17 protein-coding genes are annotated in these 21,134 nt (G+C 64.6%); 3 read left to right on the top strand and 14 right to left on the bottom strand.

All coding sequences use genetic code 11. From position 1 onward, the window contains the following. Nucleotides 1-79: 79 nt before the first annotated feature. The 5 genes from miaA to AC26AR_RS05235 form a co-directional block, all read right to left on the bottom strand. Complete coding sequence (gene miaA, locus AC26AR_RS05255) at nt 80-1,063, bottom strand: tRNA (adenosine(37)-N6)-dimethylallyltransferase MiaA (protein ID WP_240704163.1); 984 nt, start codon at nt 1,061-1,063, stop codon at nt 80-82. Between the two features lie 60 nt (nt 1,064-1,123). After that, nucleotides 1,124-3,400, bottom strand: coding sequence for a DNA mismatch repair endonuclease MutL (gene mutL / locus AC26AR_RS05250; protein WP_271301967.1), 2,277 nt, complete (start codon nt 3,398-3,400; stop codon nt 1,124-1,126). Between the two features lie 195 nt (nt 3,401-3,595). Next, nucleotides 3,596-5,080 (bottom strand): N-acetylmuramoyl-L-alanine amidase, encoded by a 1,485-nt coding sequence (locus tag AC26AR_RS05245; RefSeq protein WP_371861104.1) that lies wholly within the window; start codon nt 5,078-5,080, stop codon nt 3,596-3,598. A 93-nt stretch (nt 5,081-5,173) separates the two neighbouring features. Beyond that, nucleotides 5,174-5,659, bottom strand: a complete 486-nt coding sequence (gene tsaE / locus AC26AR_RS05240; protein WP_136938177.1) for a tRNA (adenosine(37)-N6)-threonylcarbamoyltransferase complex ATPase subunit type 1 TsaE — start codon at nt 5,657-5,659, stop codon at nt 5,174-5,176. Continuing rightward, entirely contained in the window at nt 5,640-7,442 is a 1,803-nt protein-coding gene (locus AC26AR_RS05235; RefSeq protein WP_488107676.1) for an NAD(P)H-hydrate dehydratase, read from the bottom strand. Before AC26AR_RS05235 ends, tsaE begins: the two co-directional genes overlap by 20 nt. Before the next feature lie 318 nt (nt 7,443-7,760). Here AC26AR_RS05235 and queG point away from each other — a divergent pair, with 318 nt between their 5' ends. Continuing rightward, complete coding sequence (queG, locus tag AC26AR_RS05230; protein WP_127736861.1) at nt 7,761-8,831, top strand: tRNA epoxyqueuosine(34) reductase QueG; 1,071 nt, start codon at nt 7,761-7,763, stop codon at nt 8,829-8,831. Between the two features lie 19 nt (nt 8,832-8,850). Here the strand turns inward: queG and orn are convergent, their stop codons facing one another. After that, nucleotides 8,851-9,423: an oligoribonuclease gene (gene orn, locus AC26AR_RS05225; RefSeq protein WP_084209058.1), complete on the bottom strand. Its 573-nt coding sequence runs from the start codon at nt 9,421-9,423 to the stop codon at nt 8,851-8,853. 183 nt (nt 9,424-9,606) lie between these two features. Here orn and rsgA point away from each other — a divergent pair, with 183 nt between their 5' ends. Beyond that, a complete protein-coding gene (gene rsgA, locus AC26AR_RS05220; protein WP_077372474.1) occupies nt 9,607-10,617 on the top strand; it encodes a small ribosomal subunit biogenesis GTPase RsgA in 1,011 nt (336 codons plus the stop codon). A gap of 128 nt (nt 10,618-10,745) precedes the next feature. Here rsgA and pepN read toward each other — a convergent pair whose 3' ends face one another. The 6 genes from pepN to AC26AR_RS05190 form a co-directional block, all read right to left on the bottom strand. After that, on the bottom strand, nt 10,746-13,397 hold the full coding sequence (gene pepN, locus AC26AR_RS05215) for an aminopeptidase N (RefSeq protein ID WP_488107675.1): 2,652 nt from the start codon (nt 13,395-13,397) through the stop codon (nt 10,746-10,748). Nucleotides 13,398-13,524: 127 nt separating this feature from the next. After that, complete coding sequence (locus AC26AR_RS05210) at nt 13,525-13,995, bottom strand: YbaN family protein (RefSeq protein WP_240704164.1); 471 nt, start codon at nt 13,993-13,995, stop codon at nt 13,525-13,527. A gap of 173 nt (nt 13,996-14,168) precedes the next feature. Beyond that, nucleotides 14,169-15,320 (bottom strand): glycerate kinase, encoded by a 1,152-nt coding sequence (locus AC26AR_RS05205; protein ID WP_488107887.1) that lies wholly within the window; start codon nt 15,318-15,320, stop codon nt 14,169-14,171. A 315-nt stretch (nt 15,321-15,635) separates the two neighbouring features. Next, the gene (locus tag AC26AR_RS05200; protein WP_077372464.1) at nt 15,636-16,478 is read right to left on the bottom strand and encodes a CvfB family protein; all 843 of its coding nucleotides are present in this window, start codon (nt 16,476-16,478) and stop codon (nt 15,636-15,638) included. Between the two features lie 250 nt (nt 16,479-16,728). Further along, entirely contained in the window at nt 16,729-17,217 is a 489-nt protein-coding gene (locus tag AC26AR_RS05195; RefSeq protein ID WP_077372461.1) for a YajQ family cyclic di-GMP-binding protein, read from the bottom strand. A 78-nt stretch (nt 17,218-17,295) separates the two neighbouring features. After that, a complete protein-coding gene (locus AC26AR_RS05190) occupies nt 17,296-17,922 on the bottom strand; it encodes a GNAT family N-acetyltransferase (RefSeq protein WP_488107674.1) in 627 nt (208 codons plus the stop codon). Between the two features lie 220 nt (nt 17,923-18,142). Here AC26AR_RS05190 and AC26AR_RS05185 point away from each other — a divergent pair, with 220 nt between their 5' ends. Continuing rightward, nucleotides 18,143-19,696, top strand: coding sequence for a RimK family ATP-grasp domain-containing protein (locus AC26AR_RS05185; RefSeq protein ID WP_488107673.1), 1,554 nt, complete (start codon nt 18,143-18,145; stop codon nt 19,694-19,696). Nucleotides 19,697-19,860: 164 nt separating this feature from the next. On the opposite strand, the gene AC26AR_RS05180 is transcribed toward AC26AR_RS05185, so the two are convergent. Both AC26AR_RS05180 and AC26AR_RS05175 read right to left on the bottom strand, forming a co-directional pair. Further along, the gene (locus AC26AR_RS05180) at nt 19,861-20,808 is read right to left on the bottom strand and encodes a DUF2797 domain-containing protein (protein ID WP_255303038.1); all 948 of its coding nucleotides are present in this window, start codon (nt 20,806-20,808) and stop codon (nt 19,861-19,863) included. After that, a complete protein-coding gene (locus AC26AR_RS05175; protein ID WP_176493003.1) occupies nt 20,796-21,074 on the bottom strand; it encodes a YeaC family protein in 279 nt (92 codons plus the stop codon). Before AC26AR_RS05175 ends, AC26AR_RS05180 begins: the two co-directional genes overlap by 13 nt. Between the last annotated feature and the right edge of the window lie 60 nt (nt 21,075-21,134).

Below are 21,134 nucleotides of genomic sequence, written 5' to 3'. Positions count from 1 at the left end.
TATGGTTATGTTCGCCAGCGCTCCGGGTTGCCCTCTTTGGGGGGCTTCACGGGCGCGGGTCGTGACAGCTCATGTTACGCTAAGTGCTGGTCTGGCGCACGATTTTCAAGGTTTCACTGTAAGGATTTACACCCATGGAATCCACGTGGTGAATCCCCTTCCAGCTACGCAGCCAGGTCAATTGACGCTTGGCGAGCTGGCGGGTGGCAATGATGCCACGCTCACGCATCTCGTCACGCGTCAGATGCCCCTCCAGATAATCCCACACCTGACGATAGCCGACACAGCGTATCGAGGGCAGCCCGGGGTGCAGCTCCGGGCGAGCCTTCAGCGCTTCGACCTCGCCAATCAGACCCTGTTCCAGCATCTGGTCAAAACGCGTCTCGATACGTTCATGTAACACGGCTCTGTCATGGGGCGCCAGTGCGATCGGGATCGGCCGGAACGGAAGCTCGGCTTCCGGCTGCTCCGCGAGCAGCTCCGTCATCGATCGCCCGCTCAACAGACAGACTTCCAGCGCACGTGTCAGACGCTGCGGGTCCGAGGGCCGGATCCTCTCGGCGCTCGCCGGATCCAGCCTGGCAAGCTGCGCATGCAGCGCCGGCAGCCCTTCGTCTCTGGCGCGTGCTTCCAGCTGTTCACGCAGCGCGGGATCCGCCGCCGGCAGCTCCGCCACACCTTCCAGCAGCCGCTTGAAGTACATCATGGTGCCACCGACCAGCAGCGGCATCTTGCCGCGGGACTGGATCTCGGCGATATGCGCCAGTGCATCGCGACGAAACTCCGCTGCCGAATAGCTCTCCAGCGGGTCCAGGAAGTCGATCAACCGGTGCGGCGCCCGCGCCAGCTCTTCGGCGCTGGGCTTGGCGGTCCCGATGTCCATGCCACGATAGATCAGCGCGGAATCGACGCTCACCAGCTCCGCCCCCTGCTCCTCGTGCCAACGGATGGCCAGGTCCGTCTTGCCGGAGGCTGTCGGCCCCATCAACAGCATGACGGGCGGTTTGTCAGCCAGCTCATGCGCGGCACGGGGGGAAATGTCGGGGGATTGCGTCTGGGTCATGGCCTATTGTCTGGGCTAGGAGGTGAATCAAGGGTGAACCACTGTCGATGCCGGGCAGGCTTACTGCCCACGCAGGAACAGCTTGTCGAGTTCATTCATGGAAAGTTCGGTCCAGGTAGGACGGCCATGATTGCACTGACCGGAGCGCTCGGTGCGCTCCATGTCTCGCAGCAGGGCATTCATCTCGGGAACCGTCAGGCGACGATTGGCCCGCACGCTGCCCCGACAGGCCATGTCCGCGAGCAGCTCATTCATGTGAGCTTCCATGCGATCGCTGCGGCCGTAACGCTCGAGATCCTCCAGCATGCCGCGCACCAGTGGCTCGACATCGGCATTGCCGAGCACCACCGGCACCTGTCGCACCAGCAGGGTTTCCGGTCCGGCGGCGTCCAGCTCGACACCCAGGCGCGTGAATGCCTCGGATTCGCGCTCGAAGGTACCCATCTCGCGCGAACTGACGGCAAGTGACACCGGCACCAGCAGCGGCTGGGCCTCCAGATGACCGCCGCCATGCACATGGCGCTTCATGCGCTCGTAGGTGATGCGCTCGTGGGCGGCGTGCATGTCGACCATCACCAGTCCACGCGAGGTCTGCGACAGGATGTAGACCCCGTGCAGCTGCGCGATGGCGTAGCCCAGCGGTGGCGTATCATCCTCGGCGCTCTGGGCTGGCAGGCCACGCATCACGATGTCAGAGGCGACAGGCGTGGGTCCGTCAGCGGACACATTCTCTGCCGGGACTCCCGACGATGGCTCCGCTGACGGTGCCGAGACCTGCCAACCGGCGGCAGATTCGCTGATACCGGCCGGCGCACCATCCTCACCATGGCGCATCCCTTCGCCCAGGGTGACACGCGGGGCGCGCCGCGCCTCGCGCTCGGCACTGGCGATGGCGGCAGGGTCGCGAGCAGCGCCATGCTCAGGCGTCGTGCCCGCTGGCCCGCCACCCGGCGTCAGCAGATGGTCTTCGCTGGGATGCAACGCACGATAGCCGGCCATGAACTGACGCACCCGCTCAGCACTCAGGCGCTCGCTGGAGCGGCCATCTCCGGCCGGCGGCAGCTGTGACGATGGCTTCCAGGGCGCGGCAGCGCCTGACGGCTCACCTGCAGCGGCTGACTGATCCTTCCCGGCCGACGCACCACCACCAGGGGATGACTGCGCTGACGCACCATGCTCCTGCGCATCCTGCTCCTGACGCCCGAGACGCATGCCCTGCTGCTGCCAGCCGGGATCCTCCTCCTTCTCCTGGCCCTCGATACCGGTGGGCGCGGCGCTGTTGTCACCGGGGCGCACCTCGGCCAGTGCCTTGTGCAGGCTGGAGAACAGGAAGTCGTGCACCAGGCGTCCGTCGCGGAAGCGCACTTCGTGCTTGGTGGGGTGAACGTTGACATCCACCACCGTGGGGTCCAGCTCCAGATAGAGCACGAACACCGGATGCCGGCCGTGGAATAGCACGTCGCGATAGGCCTGACGCACGGCATGCGCGACCAGACGGTCACGCACCACGCGGCCATTGACGAAGAAATACTGCTGGTCCGCCTGGGCACGCGAATGTGTCGGCAAGCCGACCCAGCCGGAGAGACGCAAGCCGGAGGCCTCGATATCCAGATGCAGCGCATGCTCGAGGAAGTTGCGGCCCAGCAGTGCGCCGATCCGGCGCTCCACCGTCAGCGTGTCCTCGCCGGCACGCAGCTGATGTACCACCTTCTGGTTGTGGCGCAACGTCCAGCCGATGTCGTGACGCGACAGCGCGAGACGCCGGAAGCTTTCCTCAACATGGCCGAATTCGGTCTTCTCGGTACGCATGAACTTGCGACGCGCCGGCGTATTGAAGAACAGGTCACGCACGGCCACGCTGGTGCCACGCGGATGGGGCGCCGGCGAGACGCGCGGCGACATCTCACGGCCTTCCGCCACCACCCGCCAGCCATTGGCGGGCTCATCCGAGACGTTCGAGAACAGCTCCAGACGCGAGACCGAGCTGATCGAGGCCAATGCCTCCCCCCGAAAGCCGAGACTCGCCACACCTTCCAGGTCATCAAGGCTCTCGATCTTGCTGGTCGCGTGACGTGACAGGGCCAGCGGCAGATCCTCCTCGGTGATGCCGCAGCCGTTGTCACGCACGCGAATCAGCCGCGCACCGCCGCCTTCCAGTTCCAGCTCGATGCGCGTACTGCCGGCATCGATGGCGTTCTCGACCAGCTCCTTGACCACAGAGGCCGGTCGCTCCACCACCTCGCCCGCCGCGATCTGGTTGGCAAGACGCGGATTGAGGATGCGGATACGCCGCTCACGTGTTTCAGCGACATCCGTATCAGATGGCTCGACGGACATGGAAGAACTCCTGATTATGCATGCGTAGAGGGCGTCTCTCTGAAAACGACACTGCCCGCCGACCCGGCTTCTCCGTGCGGCGAGCACGCAAGAGCCGAGTCAGCGGACAGTCGACGGGCTTCATGCCCGATGGATAGCGTGCTCGGGCCGCCACGCCCGCCTGCCGCCACGTCGAAGGAGCAGGCAGCCTGACACTCAGCCGCGTGGAATCTTGAGCACCTGACCGACGCGGACCGTGTCCCCGCTCATGCCATTGGCCTGCTTCAGCGCGGCCATGCTCACGTTGTGACGCTGTGCGACTTCTGACAGCGTATCGCCACTCTTGACGCGATACTCGCCACCGTTGCCGCCTCGTGCCTGGCTGCGTCGCCATGCCAGCAGACTGGCAGGCGGCGGATTGCGCTCGAAGTGACTCTGGATACCCGAGAAGATCGAGCGCGCCAGCTTTTCCTGATAGGCGCCACTGTTGAGGTTGCGCTCTTCCTGGGGATTGGAGATGAAGCCCGTTTCCACCAGCAGAGACGGGATGTCCGGCGACTTGAGCACCACGAACCCGGCCTGCTCCACCTGACGCTTGTGCAGCGAGTTGATGCGGCCCAGATTGGCCAGCACGCCGCTGCCTGCCGCCAGTGAATCATTGAGCGTGGCGGTCATGGTCAGATCCAGCAGCACGCCGCGCAGCATCTCATCCTTGTCATTCAGGCTGAGGTTGCCATCCACGCCGCCGATCAGGTCAGCACGGTTCTCGGTGGCCGCCAGCCAGCGGGCGGTCTCTGAGGTGGCGCCACGGCTGGACAGCGCAAAGACCGAGCTGCCATGCGGCCGCGGACTGTTGAAGGCGTCGGCGTGCACCGAGACGAAGAAGTCTGCCTTCTGCTCACGCGCGATCTCGGTACGCTTGCGCAGCGGGATGTAGTAATCGCTGTTGCGGGTCAGGATGGCCTTGAAGCCGGGCTGCTCGTCGAACATGCGCTTGAGACGCTTGCCGATCTTGAGCACCACATCCTTCTCCTTGGTGCCGCTCGGGCCGCTGGCGCCCGGGTCCTCACCGCCATGCCCGGGGTCAATGGCGATGATGATATCGCGCTTGGGATGCGTCGCCGCCTTGCTGCTCGGCAGCGGCGCGGCAGGCTCGCCCTTCAGCTTGCGCTTGGCTGCCGCCTGCTCCTGCTCGCGGATACGGGCTTCGATCGGGTCAATGGGATTCTCGACCGCGGACTCGCCCGGGAACTCGAGATCCACCACCAGACGGTTGCCGTACTTGTCGTTCGGCGCCAGCGTGAAGTCCTTGGGATTGACCTGGCGCGTCAGATCCAGCACGACCCGCAGGGCATCGTCCTGTCGTCCGGTACGGATCGCCTTGATGGCACTGCCTTCCAGATCCAGCGCATCGAGCTTGCGCTTCACCGCGTTGCTGGCCACCTCGCTTGCCGCGAGGTCGATCACCAGACGCCGAGGATTGTCGAGGCTGAAGATGTTGGCACTGGCTGCGCTATCGAGATCGAACACCAGCCGCGTGTGGTCCGGCGCGGTCCACAGCCGCAGATTCTCGACCTTGGCGGCCAGCGCCTGGGGAGCGAGCGCGAGACTTGCCAGCGAGCACATCACCCCCCCCGCCAGGCAGCGACGTAGACCGCGCATCATGCGCAGGCGAGAGGATTGGGGCGCAGTTTCAGGCATCGGAAAGGGTGACTCGAACAGAAGGAACATGGATGAATATAGCGAAGGATGACCAGACGCAGCCACGAAGATGATACGGCACGTCAGGCGCCATCATGCCTGAGAGGCGCGTCGCTCGGCCAGTGCCTCAAGCCAACCCTCTCCTCGCGGTGTGAGGGCATGCAACTCGGCCTCGCGGCCCTGCTCGGCGACGGACAACGTCACGCGCAGGTCCGGCACCGGCAGGAAGCCCTGACCACAGCTTGGCCACTCGATCAGCGCCAGGCTGTCATCGGCAAGCAGGTCTCGCCCGCCGATGAACTCAAGCTCCTCCGGGTCAGCCAGCCGGTAGAGATCAAAATGATTGATGTGCCATTCGCCGCCCTCGGGACGTGGCAGCACATAGGGCTCCACCAGGGTATAGGTCGGACTCTTCACCGCCCCCTCATGCCCGTAGGCACGCAGCACGCCACGCGTGAGAGTCGTCTTGCCGGCCCCCAGCTCACCTTCCAGGAACACCAGCCCGCGGCCGGCAAGGACGTCGCCCAGCTGGCTGCCAAAGGCAACCTGGGCATTTTCATCAGACAGGAGTATGCGCATTTCGGGCCCGTGGATTGAGCAATAAATGCATATAGGATGCCAGATCACCCGCGAGCAGGCCACGCTCGCCGCGCTCCTGCACCGCACGGTCGGCGGCCAGGGCGTGCACCAGCACGCCGACCCGTGCCGCCTGCGCCATGCAACGCGTGACATGCGCCGCCTGTGCCGTGCCCTGCTCATGGGTGCGTGACTGGCGTGCATCGAAGCCACCATTGAGCGCCTGGGCCGCCAGCCCCGCGATGATGCCGCCCAGCACGTCCCCCATGCCGCCACTGGCCATGCCGGGATTGCCATAGGGACACAGCGCCACGTCTGGCCCTTCCAGTACGCCGGCGGGACTGGCAATCAGACTGCCGGCCCCCTTGAGCACTACACTGCCGCCATATCTTTGCTGCAGGGCGCGCACGGCGCCGGGCCGGTCCTGCTCGACCTGTGCCACCGAGCAGCCCAGCAGGCGCGCCGCCTCTCCGGGATGCGGCGTCAACACCCAATCGTCGCGTCGGATCACCTCACCTTCACCGGCTCGCCAGGCCAGCAGGCTCAGGGCGTCGGCATCCACCACCAGCGGCTGGTCGGCCGCGAGCACGCGAGACAGTCCTCCCCAGCCCCACAACAGGCTCTCCAGCGGCTCCGTCCCCATGCCGGGGCCGACCAGTGTCACGCTGGCCTGTGCCATCTGGGCTTCCAGTACGGCAAACCCGTCATGACTGCTGCCCTCCGGCCCGCTCTTGAGACCACGCACCATGACTTCCGGGCAGCGTGTCAGGCTGGCGCTGACATGCGCCGGCGCGGTAAGCAGCGCCACCTTGCCGGCACCGGCACGCGCGGCGGCTTCACTGGCCAGCAGAACGGAGCCGCCAAGCCCCGGCCCGCCGCCAAAGACCAGCACGCTGCCGGCATCCCCCTTGTGCGCCAGCGGAGAGCGCGGCACCAGCTCGGTCTCCAGCCAGCGTGGCGTGAGGCGCTGCACGGACTCGCACGCCAGCAGCGCTGCCGTTCGGGTCTGCTTGACCACCTCCGGCAGCACCCGAGCCGCACCAAGCCGCGCCAGACTGACGTGTCCGGCATGCAGCTCGGCGCGCCCGGTGTGCAGACCCGGCTTGTCGACCAGAAATGTCAGCGTGACATCCGCCTCCACGGCGACACCGGCCACCGCCCCCGTGGCGGCATCAAGCCCCGAGGGCACATCCAGCGCCATGACATGCGCGCCCTCCCGGTGACGTTGGTTGATCAGCTCGATGGCGTGGGCGACCGCGCCGCGGGGCGCCTCGCGCAGACCGATACCGGTCAGGGCGTCCAGCAGCAATGGCCAGCCCTTCACCAATGATTCTGCCGTGGCGGTATCTTGTGACCAGGGGTGACGCTCGACCCCGGCTTCCCGCGCGGCAATCGCGGCCAGTTGGGCATCGCCTGTCAATTGCGCCTCATCCCTCAAAGCGATGATGCGCACCTCGAACCCCGCCAGCTGGGCAAGACGCGCCACCAGATAGCCGTCGCCCGCATTGTTGCCGCCACCACACAGGACACACAATCTGCGCGTCTCGGGCCATCGCTGCCGCAGCAGGTCGAAGGCTGACTGCGCCGCCCGCCCCATCAGACGCTTGTCCACCGATGCTTCAGGCAAGCCGTTGGTCATCGAGACGGTCTCTTCCGCCAGCAGCCAATGCTCGAGGTCACGCAGCGCCGCGATGGGCCACAGGCAATTGACCGAACGCCACAAGGCTTGAGTGGCGGATGAGACCGGCGTCACATCGCAGGGGTTAGAGGACTCGCTCACGGCCATGCCCACACTCCATGTCTGATAAACTGAGTCGTGCCCGCGCCCTGGAAAAGCGGCGCCGCACGCCCTGAAATACTGGGTAGCGCAAACCTCACATGCCGCTTGGGCTGATCGGCAAGTTACGCTAAGGTGGCGCCCTTTCGCACGCACCGCCGACTCCTCGCCGTGAGACGCCAGCGTGCACCATGCTCCTGAACATCCTGTCCAGCTGGAATGCCCATGCCTGCTTCATCCGCCACCATGCCCCTGCCCGCCGACGCAGCCGGAAGCTCTCCCGACGAGTCATCCGGTGCTGACTCGCGCGTCGCCGACCCTCAGGTCATGGCGGAACTGGCAGCCCGCATCAAGACATGGGGGCGCGAACTGGGGTTTCAGCAGGTCGGGATCACCGATGTCGACCTCTCGGAACACGAGGCCTACCTGGAACGTTGGCTGGCCAATGGTCATCACGGCGAGATGAACTTCATGGCCAAGCACGGCACCAGGCGCACGCGCCCGGAGGAGCTGGTGCCCGGCACGCTGCGCGTCATCAGCGTGCGCCTCGACTACCTGCCGCCCGAGGTCGAGACCACCCAGGTACTCAGTCAGCCCGAGCGTGCCTACGTCTCACGCTACGCGCTGGGACGCGATTACCACAAGCTGATGCGCAAGCGGCTGGCCAACCTGGCCAAGCAGATAGAGAAGGAAGTCGGCACGTTCGGCTACCGCGCCTTCGTCGACTCCGCCCCGGTCATGGAGCGCGCGCTGGCCCAGAAGGCCGGTATCGGCTGGTTCGGCAAGAACGCCATGCTGATGAACCAGCAGGCCGGCTGCCTGTTCTTCCTGGGCGAACTCTACACCGACCTGCCTCTGCCGGTGGATGCCCCCTTCGAGAAGGAACACTGTGGCAGCTGCAACGCCTGCAAGGTCGCCTGCCCGACGGATGCCATCGTCGAGGACAAGGTCATCGATGCACGCCGCTGCATCTCCTACCTGACCATCGAGCTGGATGGCGCCATCCCCGAAGAATTCCGCCGTGCCATGGGCAACCGCATCTATGGCTGCGACGACTGCCAGCTGTTCTGTCCCTTCACGCGCTTTGCCAAGGCGACCCAGGAGGCGGATTTCTCGCCACGCCATGATCTGGATCGCATCGAGCTGATCCGGCTGTTCTGCTGGGGGGAACAGGAGTTCCTCGACAAGACGCAAGGCAGCCCCATCCGGCGTATCGGCTATGAGAAGTGGCTCTCCAACATCGCCATCGGGCTGGGCAATGCGCCCTGGTCGGAGCAGGTCGAGCATGTCCTGCGTGCCCGCCTGCCCTATCCCAGCGAGCCACTGCGCGAGCACGTGCGCTGGGCACTGAAGGAGCAAGCCATCAAGCGCGGCGCCCGTCTGGCCACCGCGCTCTGAGACTCTCACGCTGCGTCGTTCAGACGATGCCCTGCTGGGTCAGCTTGAGGAAGGTCTTGCGGTAATGCGCAAGCTCCGCCAGTGACTCGCGGATATCATCCATCGCCTGGTGAGTCGCCCGCTTCTTGAAACCGTCCAGCGCGGCCGGATTCCAGCGCTTGGCGAGTTCCTTGAGGGTCGAGACATCGATGTTGCGGTAGTGGAAGAACGCTTCCAGCAACGGCATCTCATGCTGCAGGAAACGGCGATCCTGATGCACGCTGTTGCCGCACATCGGCGAGGCGCCTGCCGCCACGTGGCGGGCCAGGAACTCGAGAGTCTGACGTTCGGCTTCGGCGGTATCGATCTGACTTTCCTTGACGCGCGTCACCAGTCCGGATTCGCCGTGGGTGCGCGTGTTCCATTCATCCATCGCCTCCAGCAGGCTGTCCGGCTGATGCACGGCCAGCACCGGCCCTTCGGCAATCAGGTTGAGATCTCCGTCGGTGACCAGCGTGGCCACCTCGATGATGCGCTCACGCGCGGGGTCCAGACCGGTCATTTCCAGGTCGATCCAAATGAGTCGATCGGCCTGCGCGGTGGGATTTGCCATGGGTCACTCCTTGCTGAACGGGGAATGGGAAGACGCTGAGGATCCGCCTGTGACGGCAGTATCACACGCCATCCCGGGGTGTCGCACGACACCCGAGGGCGCAAAGGGTACAATCGCGCCGCAGAGGGGGGAAGACGCTCCCATCCCTGGCGAACGAACGGCGACCGGAGTCACCAGCCAAGCATGAGCAAACGCAAGCTAAGCCGCCAGCAACAATGGCGCATCGAGAAGGTCCAGGCCGAGCGTACCAAGCGCGCCGAAAAGCGCGAGACGCAGGACCGCGACAAGCTCGACGCCGGCGAATACGGCCCGGAACAGCACGGCCGTGTCATTGCCCACTACGGGCGCAGCCTGGAAGTCGAAAGTGAATCCGGCAGCCTGCATCGCTGCCACCTGCGCGCCAACCTGGAAACGCTGGTCACCGGTGACCGCGTGATCTGGCGTGAAGCCAGCGACGCCACGGGTGTGGTGGTGGCACGCGGTGCCCGCACTACCGAGCTTGAACGCCCGGACATGCGGGGGGTGCTCAAGCCGGTGGCCGCCAACATCGACCAGATCATGATCGTGTTCGCCGCCGAACCCGCGCCACAACCCAATCTGATCGACCGCTACCTGATCGCCGCGGAAGCCACCGGCATCACGCCGGTGCTGGTGCTCAACAAGGTTGACCTCCTGCCCGAGAGCGGTGGTGTGCTGCGTGACCTGCTGGCACGCTATGAGGCACTCGGCTACGACGTCGTCGCCTGTACCACGCGCGGCGAGGCAGGCCTGGACGCCCTGAAGGCACAGCTGAGCGATCGCACCTCGGTGTTCGTCGGTCAGAGTGGCGTCGGCAAGTCGTCACTGGTCGGCATGTTGCTGCCCCGAGAAGAGATACGTGTCGGCCCGCTCTCCACCGAATCACGCCAGGGCATGCACACCACCACCACGGCCTGGCTCTATCACATGCCGGACGGCGGTGATCTGATCGACTCACCCGGTATCCGTGAATTCGGCCTGGTGCACCTGACGCCGGAGCAGGTCACCGATGGTTTCCGTGAATTCCACGACTACCTGGGGCTGTGCCGCTTCCGTGACTGCAAGCACGAGAAGGAGCCGGGCTGCGCCCTGCTCCAGGCGGTCGACAGCGGCGAGATAGGCCGCGTGCGCTTTGACAGCTACAAGAAGATCCTGCTGTCACTGACCGAGAGCTGAACGTGCGCGACTGACGCCTCTCTTCAAGATCTGGTTCGCAAGCACCATGAAAAACCCCCACCCGTCACAGACGGGTGGGGGTTTTTCATGTCAGTCGAACTGACGGGGCGAGTACGTGATCCGGCGGATCAGGCCAGCGCCTTCTCCACGACCTCGTAGAGATTGCGCGACAGCTTCTCGCCACGGATACGCTCGAGCTCAGCCTTCATCAGCGCCTGACGCTTGGCATCGAAACGCTTGTAGCGCGTCAGCGGCGTGATGATGCGAGCCGCGATTTCCGGATTCAGGCGATTGAGTTCGATGACCACATCCGCCAGCAGGCGATAGCCTTCGCCATCGAGGCGATGGAAGTTGACACGGTTCTGGCCGGCGAAGGCACCGATCAAGGCGCGCACCTTGTTGGGGTTGGTCAGCGAGAACGCCGGGTGCTCCATCAAGAAGCGCACGCGATCCAGCACGTCAGCCTGCGGGCGCGTGACCTGGATCGAGAACCACTGATCCATCACCAGCGGATCATGCGACCAGCGCTCGGCGAAGGCCTTGAGGGCCGGATCGCCCAACTCGGTGCGCGAGGAGTGCACCAGCAACGTCAATGCCGCGCGTACGTCGGTCATGTTGTGCGCCGCGGCCAGCTGAACCTGGGCCAGACGCACGCCCTCCTCGTCCTCGATGCTCATCAGATAGCTGAGCGCGGCATTCTTGAGGCTGCGGCGCGCCATCTGCTCGAAGGTCGGCGCGTAGTCGCCCTGCTGCTCATTGGCGTGATAGAGCGCGACGAAATCATCGCGCAGTGCCGTGGCCAGTTGCGCCTTGGCGGTCTTGCGCGCCCAGTGGATGGCATCGACATCGACGACAGTCTGCTGCTCGGCGATATAGGCCTCCGACGGCAGGGTCAGCATCTCGGCCAGCACGGCACGATCGGACGGCTCGCTCTGGAGCAGGAAGCGATAGGCGGCCAGCAGACGCGCATCGAGTGATGCCTGGGTGTCGCCCTGCTGCCAGGCAGCCATCAGATCCTCGAGCGCTGCCAGCGCCAGACGCTGACCGGCATCCCAGCGGTTGAAGCCATCGCTGTCATGCTGCATCAGGAAGGCCAGCTGCTCACGGCTGTAGGCGAAGGACAGCTTGACCGGCGCCGAGAAGCCGCGCAGCAGCGACGGCACGGGGTCGGCACCGGCCTCGAGGCCAGTGAAGACGAAGGTCTGCTCGGCCTCGGTCAGCTCCAGCACCGTTTCCGTGCCCAGCGCCTCGCCGTCGAGCGTGAGCGCCAGATCACTGCCATCCGCACCCACCAGGCCCATGCGTACCGGGATCACCAGCGGCAGCTTCTCAGCCTGCCCCGGTGTCGCCGGCGTGGACTGATGCAGCGTCAGGGAATAGCGGCCCGTCTCGGCATCGAAGTTGCCACGGGCACTGATTTCCGGCGTCCCCGCCTGAGAGTACCAGCGCATGAACTGGGTGAAGTCACGCCCGGAGGCTTCGCTCATCGCACTGATGAAATCCTCGATGGTGGCGGCGCTGCCATCGTTGCGCGCGAAGTAGAGGTCACTGCCGCGGCGGAAAGCCTCTTCGCCCAGCAGGTTGGCGACCATGCGCACCACTTCGGACCCCTTCTCGTAGATGGTCAGGGTGTAGAAGTTGGAAATCTCGATATAGGACGCCGGGCGCACCGGATGCGCGGTGGGACCGGCATCTTCCGCGAACTGCGCGGTGCGCAGCATGGCGACGTCTTCGATGCGCTTGACCGGCGCCGAATTCATGTCGGCGGAGAAGGTCTGGTCACGATAGACGGTGAAGCCTTCCTTCAGGGACAGCTGGAACCAGTCACGGCAGGTGACGCGATTGCCGGACCAGTTGTGGAAGTACTCGTGTGCCACCACCCCTTCGACACGCTGGAAGGCAGCGTCGGTGGTGGTGTCGGGATTGGCCAGCACACAGGCGCTGTTGAAGATGTTGAGACCCTTGTTCTCCATCGCGCCCATGTTGAAGTCATTGACCGCGACGATCATGAAGATATCGAGGTCATACTCGCGCCCATAGACCTCCTCATCCCACTTCATGGAGGCCTTGAGAGAGTTCATGGCGTGCTGGGTCTTGTCGAGATTCTCCGGCTCGACCCAGATCTCCAGGGCAACATCACGCCCGCTCATGGTGGTGAAGCTGTCGGCATGCTTGACCAGATCCCCCGCCACCAGCGCGAACAGGTAGCACGGCTTGAGGTGCGGGTCCTGCCAGGTGACGAAATGACGGCCGCCGTCCAGCTCGCCACGCTCGACGGGATTGCCGTTGGAGAGCAGGATCGGGTAGTTCGCCTTGTCCGCGATGACGGTCGTCGTGAATACCGACATCACGTCCGGACGATCCGGGTAATAGGTGATACGGCGGAAGCCCTCGGCCTCGCACTGGGTGCAGAACATGCCGGAGGACACATAGAGCCCTTCCAGTGCCGTGTTGGCCGCCGGGTCGATCAGCACGACCGTCTCGAGCTCACAGCTGGCCGGCAGCGCCGCGAGGGTGAGATGCGTCTCGTCGACCTTGTATTCATCACTGGCGAGCGCTCGCCCATCGACACGCACGGATTCCAGCGTCAGGTGCTCGCCATTGAGCACCAGCGGCGGCGTCGCGTCACTGCCCACGGCGGCATCGGGATTGGCCTCGAGGGTCAGCACGGCCGTCACGCGGGTCGCGGACGGCGCCAGATCGAACGTCAACCGAGTGCTGAGAATGCGCCAGGCCGGCGCTTGATAATCATCAAGATGAATGGCGGCAGGTTGTGACATGAAGGACTCCACGATCAACGCCGCGCGGACGATGCCACACGGCAGGAAAACATCGGGCAGCGATGGCAGCCTGCCACCGCGCCCGCGATGAATGGCCCCTCACGGGAGGGGCAGGACACGCGAATGACTAGTCGTTCTGCAGGCGTTCGCCGCTGACGGGTCGGGAGGGCTCATCGAAGGGCTCGGCCGGGGAAGGCGCAGGCGCGAGTTCCTCGTATCCCCCGCGCGGCTCGGGGCGCGTGCCCAGCCAGATGGCCAACAGGGAAAGGAAGATCAGCAACGAGACCTTGACCGCCATCACGGAAACGGTGAAGAGAATGATCAGCATCGAGACCACCAGCATGCCGACCGCCAGGATGCGTGCACGCAGCGGGATGGCACGCTCGCGCTCCCAGGAGATCAGGGGAGGCCCGATCTGGGGGTGTTCGCGAATGTAGCGCGCGAAGCGAGGGGAGCCGCGACTGGCGCAAGCCAGCGCCAGCAGCATGAAGACGGTCGTCGGCAACAGGGGCAGGAACATGCCGGCAAACCCGATCGCGAAGAACAGCCAGGCCAGCCCCAGCCAGCAGATCCGCTTCATGCGCCGAAAAATCATCATCTCAAGGTCCCCTCAACCATCGGGCGCACACCGCGTGCCACCTGCTACCAGTCAAGCGCCAGATGCCTCCCGAGGGAAGTGCATTCTGGCTATCTTTCCCATAGCTGCTGCGTGCATGGTAACGGGCTTGCCCGTGACACGAAAGGCGAACGGGGTTGCGGTGCAGGCGACATTCAGTCGCTGTGCGCCACCTGCCAGAGGCGCATGATGGCTTCACAGCGGTCCGCCAGCAGTTCAGCGGTGCGCGTCAGGGCCTGCTCCAGCGGCATGGCAGCGTCACACAGGGTGAAGACGGCGCTGACGCCTTCGTCATGCGCAGCCTGCCAGCCATCCGCGAGACGCCCTGCCAGCACGATGGCCGGCACTCCGGCCGCTCGGGCGGCACGCGCCGCGCCGATGGGCGTCTTGCCTCCCAGACTCTGCCCATCCAGCCCGCCCTCGCCGGTGATCAGCAGGTCACACCCTTCCAGGCGCTGGGCCACGTTCAGTCGTTCCATCACAAGCTCGATGCCCGGGCGCAGCTCCCCCGTGAGCCAGGCCGCCACTGCGTAGCCCATGCCACCTGCGGCACCAGTGCCCGGCAGCTGCTGGTGGTCCTCCCCCAGCACCTCGGCACTCATCCGCGCGAAACGTCCCAGCGCGGCGTCCAACTCCTCGACCACCGCCTCATCCGCGCCCTTCTGCGGCCCGAACACGGCCGTCGCGCCACGCGGGCCACACAGCGGGTTGTCGACGTCCACCGCCGCGGACACCTTGAGAGTCGCCAGTCGCGGGTCCAGACCACTGGCATCCAGCCGCGCCAGTCGTGCCAGTGCCGCCCCTCCGTCCGGCAGTTCGTCACCCGCCTCATCCAGCAGGCGCAGACCAAGTGCACGCAACATGCCGCTGCCGCCATCGTTGGTCGCGCTGCCGCCCAGCGTGACGATCAAGCGCTCGGCACCGGCCTCCAGCGCGGCAAGCACCAGCTGTCCGACGCCGTAGGTACTGGCGATGCGCGCATCACGCTCATCGGGGCTGAGCAGGTGCAGACCACTGGCCTCGGCGAGCTCGACGATGGCCGTGCGGCTACCCGCTTGCCAGCCCCATTGCGCAGTGACCTCACGCCCCAGCGGATCACGTACCTGAGCGCTGCGCGCCTCGATGGGATCTGCCTCGCTTGCAGCGGCCAACAGTGCCGCCAGGGTGCCCTCTCCGCCATCTCCCAACGGGCACAGGTCGAGCTCGGCCTCGGGCATTACGCGCCGGATGCCGCTCGCCATTGCCTCGGCAGCCTCCAGCGCAGGCAGCGCTTCCTTGTAGCTGTCAGGGGCCAGCAGGATACGCAACGCCGAACGAGAGGAGGAAGTGGAAACGGGAGACATGGGCTGACGATCCTTGTTGTCAATGGTGGGGCTGATCTCAGGTGCTCCTGCGTGATCAGGCATGCGCTGGATGACGCCACGGCACGCACGGCGCGTCATGGACACGCAGGGCGACTCATGGTCCGCAGGGTCCTGACGCTCATTGGTGCCATGCGCTGCCCACAAACGCAACTGCCACCCGCCGGAGAACCGACGAGTGGCAGCGAAATTGCGACGGAAAGCTTGTGATGCTGGCGCGGCAGAAGCCGCTCGGGCGATGCGCGACGCATCACCGGCGCCTCACTTGACCAGGCGCGTCTCGGTGGGGGCCAGTGTCACCTTGCCCTCGCGCTTCAGGTGGCCGATGGCACGCTTGAAGTTGGCCTTGCTGGCGCCGAAGGCGTCGCTGATGGCCTGGGGGTCGCTCTTGTCACCCAGCGGCAGCACCCCGGCGTTGGCTTCCAGACGTGCAAGGATGCGGTCCGCCAGCTGTTGATGGCCAGCGGGGCCCGGGGCCTGCGGGGTCAGGTCGATGTTGCCGTTGCCATCATTCTTGAGCACCCACAGACGCAGACGATTGCCGATATGCAGGCGGGTGAAGATGCGATCATGGTGCACCAGCCCCCAATGGGCATTGTCGATGATGATCTTCATGCCCAATTCGGTCTTCGCCGCCACCAGGCCGGAGATTTCCTGACCGACGGTGTACTCGGCCGGAGTCTTGTCCAGCCAGCGATCCAGGCGCATCGACGCGACCATGCGATCGCTGTGCTTGTCGAGCCCCACGTGCACCATGGCGAATTGGCCCGCCTTGAGCTCACGCTTGCGCTCGCCGTAGGGCAGCAGCAGGTCCTTGCCAAGGCCATTGTCGAGGAAGGTGCCGATGTCGTTGACCTCGACCACCTTGAGGGCGGCGAACTCACCGACCATGGCGCGCGGATAGCGCGTGGTGGCCAGCAGGCGGTCTTCATCATCAAGACTCACGAAGACTTCCACCGCGTCACCGATATCGGCACCGGCAGGAATGAAGGGAGTCGGCAGCAGGATTTCACCGCGGTCACCGCCGTCGAGGAAGACGCCGAAGCCGACCCGCTTGGTGATGGTCAGGGTATTGCGCTGGCCGATAGCGAGCGGAGCAGACATGTAACCTCTCTTTGCGCAGCCCGACCCACCCGGGGCGAGCGTCACGCGAATATGACGAACGAAGATGGTGAAACGCTTTGAGAGCGCAGCGCCTGAAACGGGTACGTGACGCTTTCAAAGCGATTCAAACGAACACAGCACCGCTCGCCGAGAGCGAACGGTGCTGAGAGTGGCGCCCCTGACACTTGTCGACGACATTTGCCGCTGACAGCGGTCAGCCGTGACATGAGCGCCAGGCGCGCGAGGAAGATCAGTCGCGGAAGTTGTTGAACTGCAGCGGCAGCTCGATGCTCTCGTCACCTTTCAGCAAGGCCATGGCCCCCTGGAGATCATCACGCTTCTTGCCGGTGACGCGCACCTTCTCACCCTGGATCTGGGCCTGGACCTTGAGCTTGGCATCCTTGAGCGCCTTGACGATCTTCTTGGCGGTCGGCTGGTCCAGCCCCTGACGCAGCACCAGCTGCTGGCGGGCACGCACACCGCCGGTGTCGGCGTCCTTCTCTTCTAGGCAACGCACGTCGATGCCACGCGCGATCAGGCGACCCTTGAGCAGCTCGATCATCTGACGCAGCTGGAAATCGGCGTCGGCTTCCAGATTGACGGTCTCTTCCTTCTCGAGTTCGAAGCCGGCAGTCACGCCCTTGAAATCAAAGCGTGTCGCAAGTTCGCGATTGGCCTGATCGACGGCGTTCTGAACTTCGTGCTTGTCGAGTTCGGAGACAATATCGAATGACGGCATGGGAGCGATTCCTTTGAAGCCATGAAGAATAAACAGCGCATCCTAGCCCATGGGGGCGACGCGCGCCATGCCCGGCCGTCAGGCAGCGCCCGCATCTCCCCACGTCGAGATCCCCTCAGCCCTGATGTCGCTGCTGCTGGCGGGCGGGTTTGATGAGGGAATCACCAGTGACTTGCGCATCTTCCAGGCCGCCGCGCCGTCGGCGTAGTAATCGCGCAGGCGACCATTCCTGGCAAAGCCGTGGCGCTCATAGAGGGTGATCGCTGCACCGTTGCCGGTATGCACTTCCAGATCGAACTGCTCACAGCCCTGCTCGACGGCCAGCTGCTCGAGCGCGATGAGCAGACGCTGGGCGAGACCGCGTCCGCGCGCCTCGGGATGCAGACAGAAGGAATAGAGTCGTGCCCGGCGTGAATTGCGTCGGAACAGCACGGTGCCATAGCCCAGCACGCTGCGCAGCGGGGTGGCGTCATCCTGCGCCACGCTGCCCACCGGCCACAGTGCGGCCATCGCATTGCCTGCCGCCGGCAGGGCGTCCGAGCCATCGCCTTCTGGCTGGATGATGACGAGAGTACGTGCATTGGCACGCAGAATCAGATGGGACAGCTGACGACGACTGAACCAGTCGCTATCGAAACTGACTTCCTCGAGCTCTACCAGAGCATCGAGATCGGCCCGGATCGCCGGACGCAGAATGGGGGTCATGATGCAGGCTCTCCCGCCTGTCAGCGCCCTGAGGCAGCCCTGAAATCAAGGTGTCGTGGGGCGGTAGCAATCCGCTGCATTCTGGGCATGCAGGCACGTCTTGTCTCGACCTATTTGCATGAAATTATTTCATCTTGTTGCCTATTGCGATGACGGAGATTGTTTTTCATGATGCGCTGCATTCGGCACCGCTTCGGTGTCCGCCCTTCGAGGCTACTCAATGTCCCGCCTGCGTATCGTGGTTGACCGTGTCAGTGACTGGCGCGCCTTCTATCCCAGTGATGATGTCATCAGCGCCCACGACTTTCTGTCCGAGCTCTCCCACGACAGCTCCGTGCCCACGGCCCGGGCAGACCAGGACGCTCCGCAGCCCGCGACCCACGTCATCAATCTCTGCGGCGGGCTCGATTACCTCGGGATCGGCTATTACGTCTCGCTGCTGGCACAGGCGCGCGGACAGAAAGCCCTGCCGTCGGTGGAAACGCTCAACCAGCTGTCGCGCAAGTCACTGATCGACATGGAACTGGGCAGCATCCGTGTGCTGCTTGAGGAGCTGACGCGCAAGAGCGCCCTGCCCGCCCCGCAGACAGTCCCCCACGAGACCGGCAAGCATGCGCATCTCGACCTGCTGCTGACCTTCGGTGAGAGCGATGACCCCGCACTGGCACGTCTCGGTCGCAAGCTGTTCGAGCGACTGCCCTGCCCGTTGCTCGAGGTACGACTCGAGGCGCGTGGCGAGCGCTGGACCCTCAGGCGAGTGCGCCCGCAATCCTTGAGCCATCTGGCGGAAACGGACGAGGATCGCTTTGCCCAGGCGCTCAACCGCCATTCCCGCAAGGTCTGGCGCACCCCGAAGGCTCGCCGCCACTACCGTTTTGACCTGGCGATGCTGGTGGACCCGAATGAGGCACTGCCACCGTCCAATCGTACGGCGCTCAAGCACTTCATCCGCGAGGGACGCCGCCTGGGCATCGATGTCAGTCTGATCACCAAGCGTGACGAGGGACGTCTGGCCGAATTCGATGGGCTGTTCATCCGCGAGACCACAAGCCTGGACCACCATACCTACCGCATGGCCAAGCGAGCCGAACACGAAGGGCTGGTGGTGATCGACGACAGTCAGTCGATTCTGCGCTGTACCAACAAGGTCTTCCTGCATGAGCTCCTGAAGGCTCGCGGCCTCAGCGCCCCACAGGGACGCCTGATTCATCGCGGCGAACTGCGCCAGCTGGCCGAACGCGGACAGCACATGCGCTATCCGCTGGTGATGAAGGTGCCGGATGGTGCCTTCTCGCGCGGCATCGTCAAGATTGACGGGCCGGAGACACTGGTGCGTGAAGCCGAGCGACTGTTCCATGACTCCGCTCTGCTGCTGCTGCAGGAATGGCTGCCAACCGAGTTCGACTGGCGTATCGGCGTGCTCGACGGCAAGGTGCTGTTCGCCAGCCGTTACTACATGGCGCGTGGCCATTGGCAGATCTATGACCACAGCGGCGCCCGCACCCGCTCCGGCGGCTTTGCCACCGTTGACCCGAGTGATGTGCCCCCCGCCGTGATCAAGGCGGCTCTCAAGGCGACACGTCTGATCGGTGATGGGCTCTATGGAGTTGACCTCAAGCAGCTCGAGGATCGCGTGGTGGTCATCGAGGTCAATGACAACCCCAATCTGGATGCGGGGGTCGAGGATGTCGTGCTGGGACGCGAGCTCTACCACCGAGTGATGCAGGTCTTCCTGGAGCGCATGCAGGCGCGCCGCCAGCCCGTGCTCGGCTGAATCCCCCGGCTGAATCCGCTGGCTGAATCCGCTGGCTGAACCAGTCGGGCCGGCATCTTTCTTCGATATCCCCAGGCCATACGACAACGCCCGCACTCCTGGAAGGGAGCGCGGGCGTTGTCATCCTCATTAGCCTTGAGCTTATTTCGCAACACGGGACGACGTCATTCGCCGAGCTGGACCTCGACCTCATACCCCGTGAACTTGCGCAGATTGATCACCCCGCTGTCGAGGATCAGATACTGACCCTTGAGCCCTTCGAGAACGCCTTCCACCACGGGTGTCTTGTCGAAGTTGAACGAGGTGACCTTGGTCGGCGCAGTACGCACCGGAAACTCGAAGGCCAATGCCGTGGTATCCAGTACCCGGATGGCGTCTTCACCGCAATGCGCCTGCAGCGCCGCCAGACCCTCGGCCATCTGCTCGAGCAGTGCATCACGCTCGGCTTCCAGATCCAGCTCGGCCACATCGCCCTTGAGCATCGCGCGCCAGTTGGTGCGGTCATTGAGTGCCTGCTTGAACAGCACCTCGACCAGCCCTGACTGCAGACGATTGGAGACCTCGACGATGGGCAAGGCCTGGATGGCACCCTGATCGAACCAGCGCGTCGGCATCTGGGTCTTGCGGGTGATACCGACCTTGAGGCCGGAGGAGTTGGCCAGGTAGACGATATGCGGCTGGAAGCAATGCTCCTCACCCCACTGAGGATCACGACAGGTTCCTTCCGCGAAGTGGCAGGTCTCCGGCTTCATGATGCAGCCATCACACTGTGGCAGCTTGCGAAAGCAGGGATAGCAATGCCCCTGCGCGAAGCTCTTCTTGGTCTTGCGCCCGCAATGGCTGCAGTGGATCTGACCGGTGAAGTCCAGGCGTACCTTGTGGCCAATATAGGCGTTCAGCGGCTGGGTGATCTCGCCCAGTCGCAGGCCATAGCTGGCCGCCAGCGGCTCACGCGAGCCTGACTGCGCATCTGCCGAGGTATCGATCGCAAGCGCCTCACCGGCAGGCACGATGGACATCTTGCGGATGTCCCCTCTCAGGGTCACCGACTCCACGGCTGGCTGAGGTGCGCCATCGACGTCCAGTGCATCATCCAGTGTCAGTTGACCCACTTGATCTGCTCCGGCTCATCGCGTGAAGCAGTGTCGTCACCGTCACGTGGACCGCAGGTACCGTTGTCGATGAAGCCGACACGTGACTCGGCAGGCACGTTGTTGTGGACCTCGTACTTGATGACGGCCTCCATGCACAGCTCGACCTGCTCCGAGGTCAGCACCCGGCCGTCCGGCCATTTGCGCAGCTGCATGGACTGCTTGAGGCTCTCGTAGATGGCCGGGGTCATCTGTTCGACCATCCCGTCGAAAGTCATGTCACTCATGGGGGTTCTCCTGATGCTGGAGCACGGCGCGGGGGCAGCGCCACGCGGGCAACGTGACGC

Source organism: Cobetia sp. PS-4MA (assembly GCF_057670765.1).
This window is presented reverse-complemented; position numbering and strand designations above follow the sequence as displayed.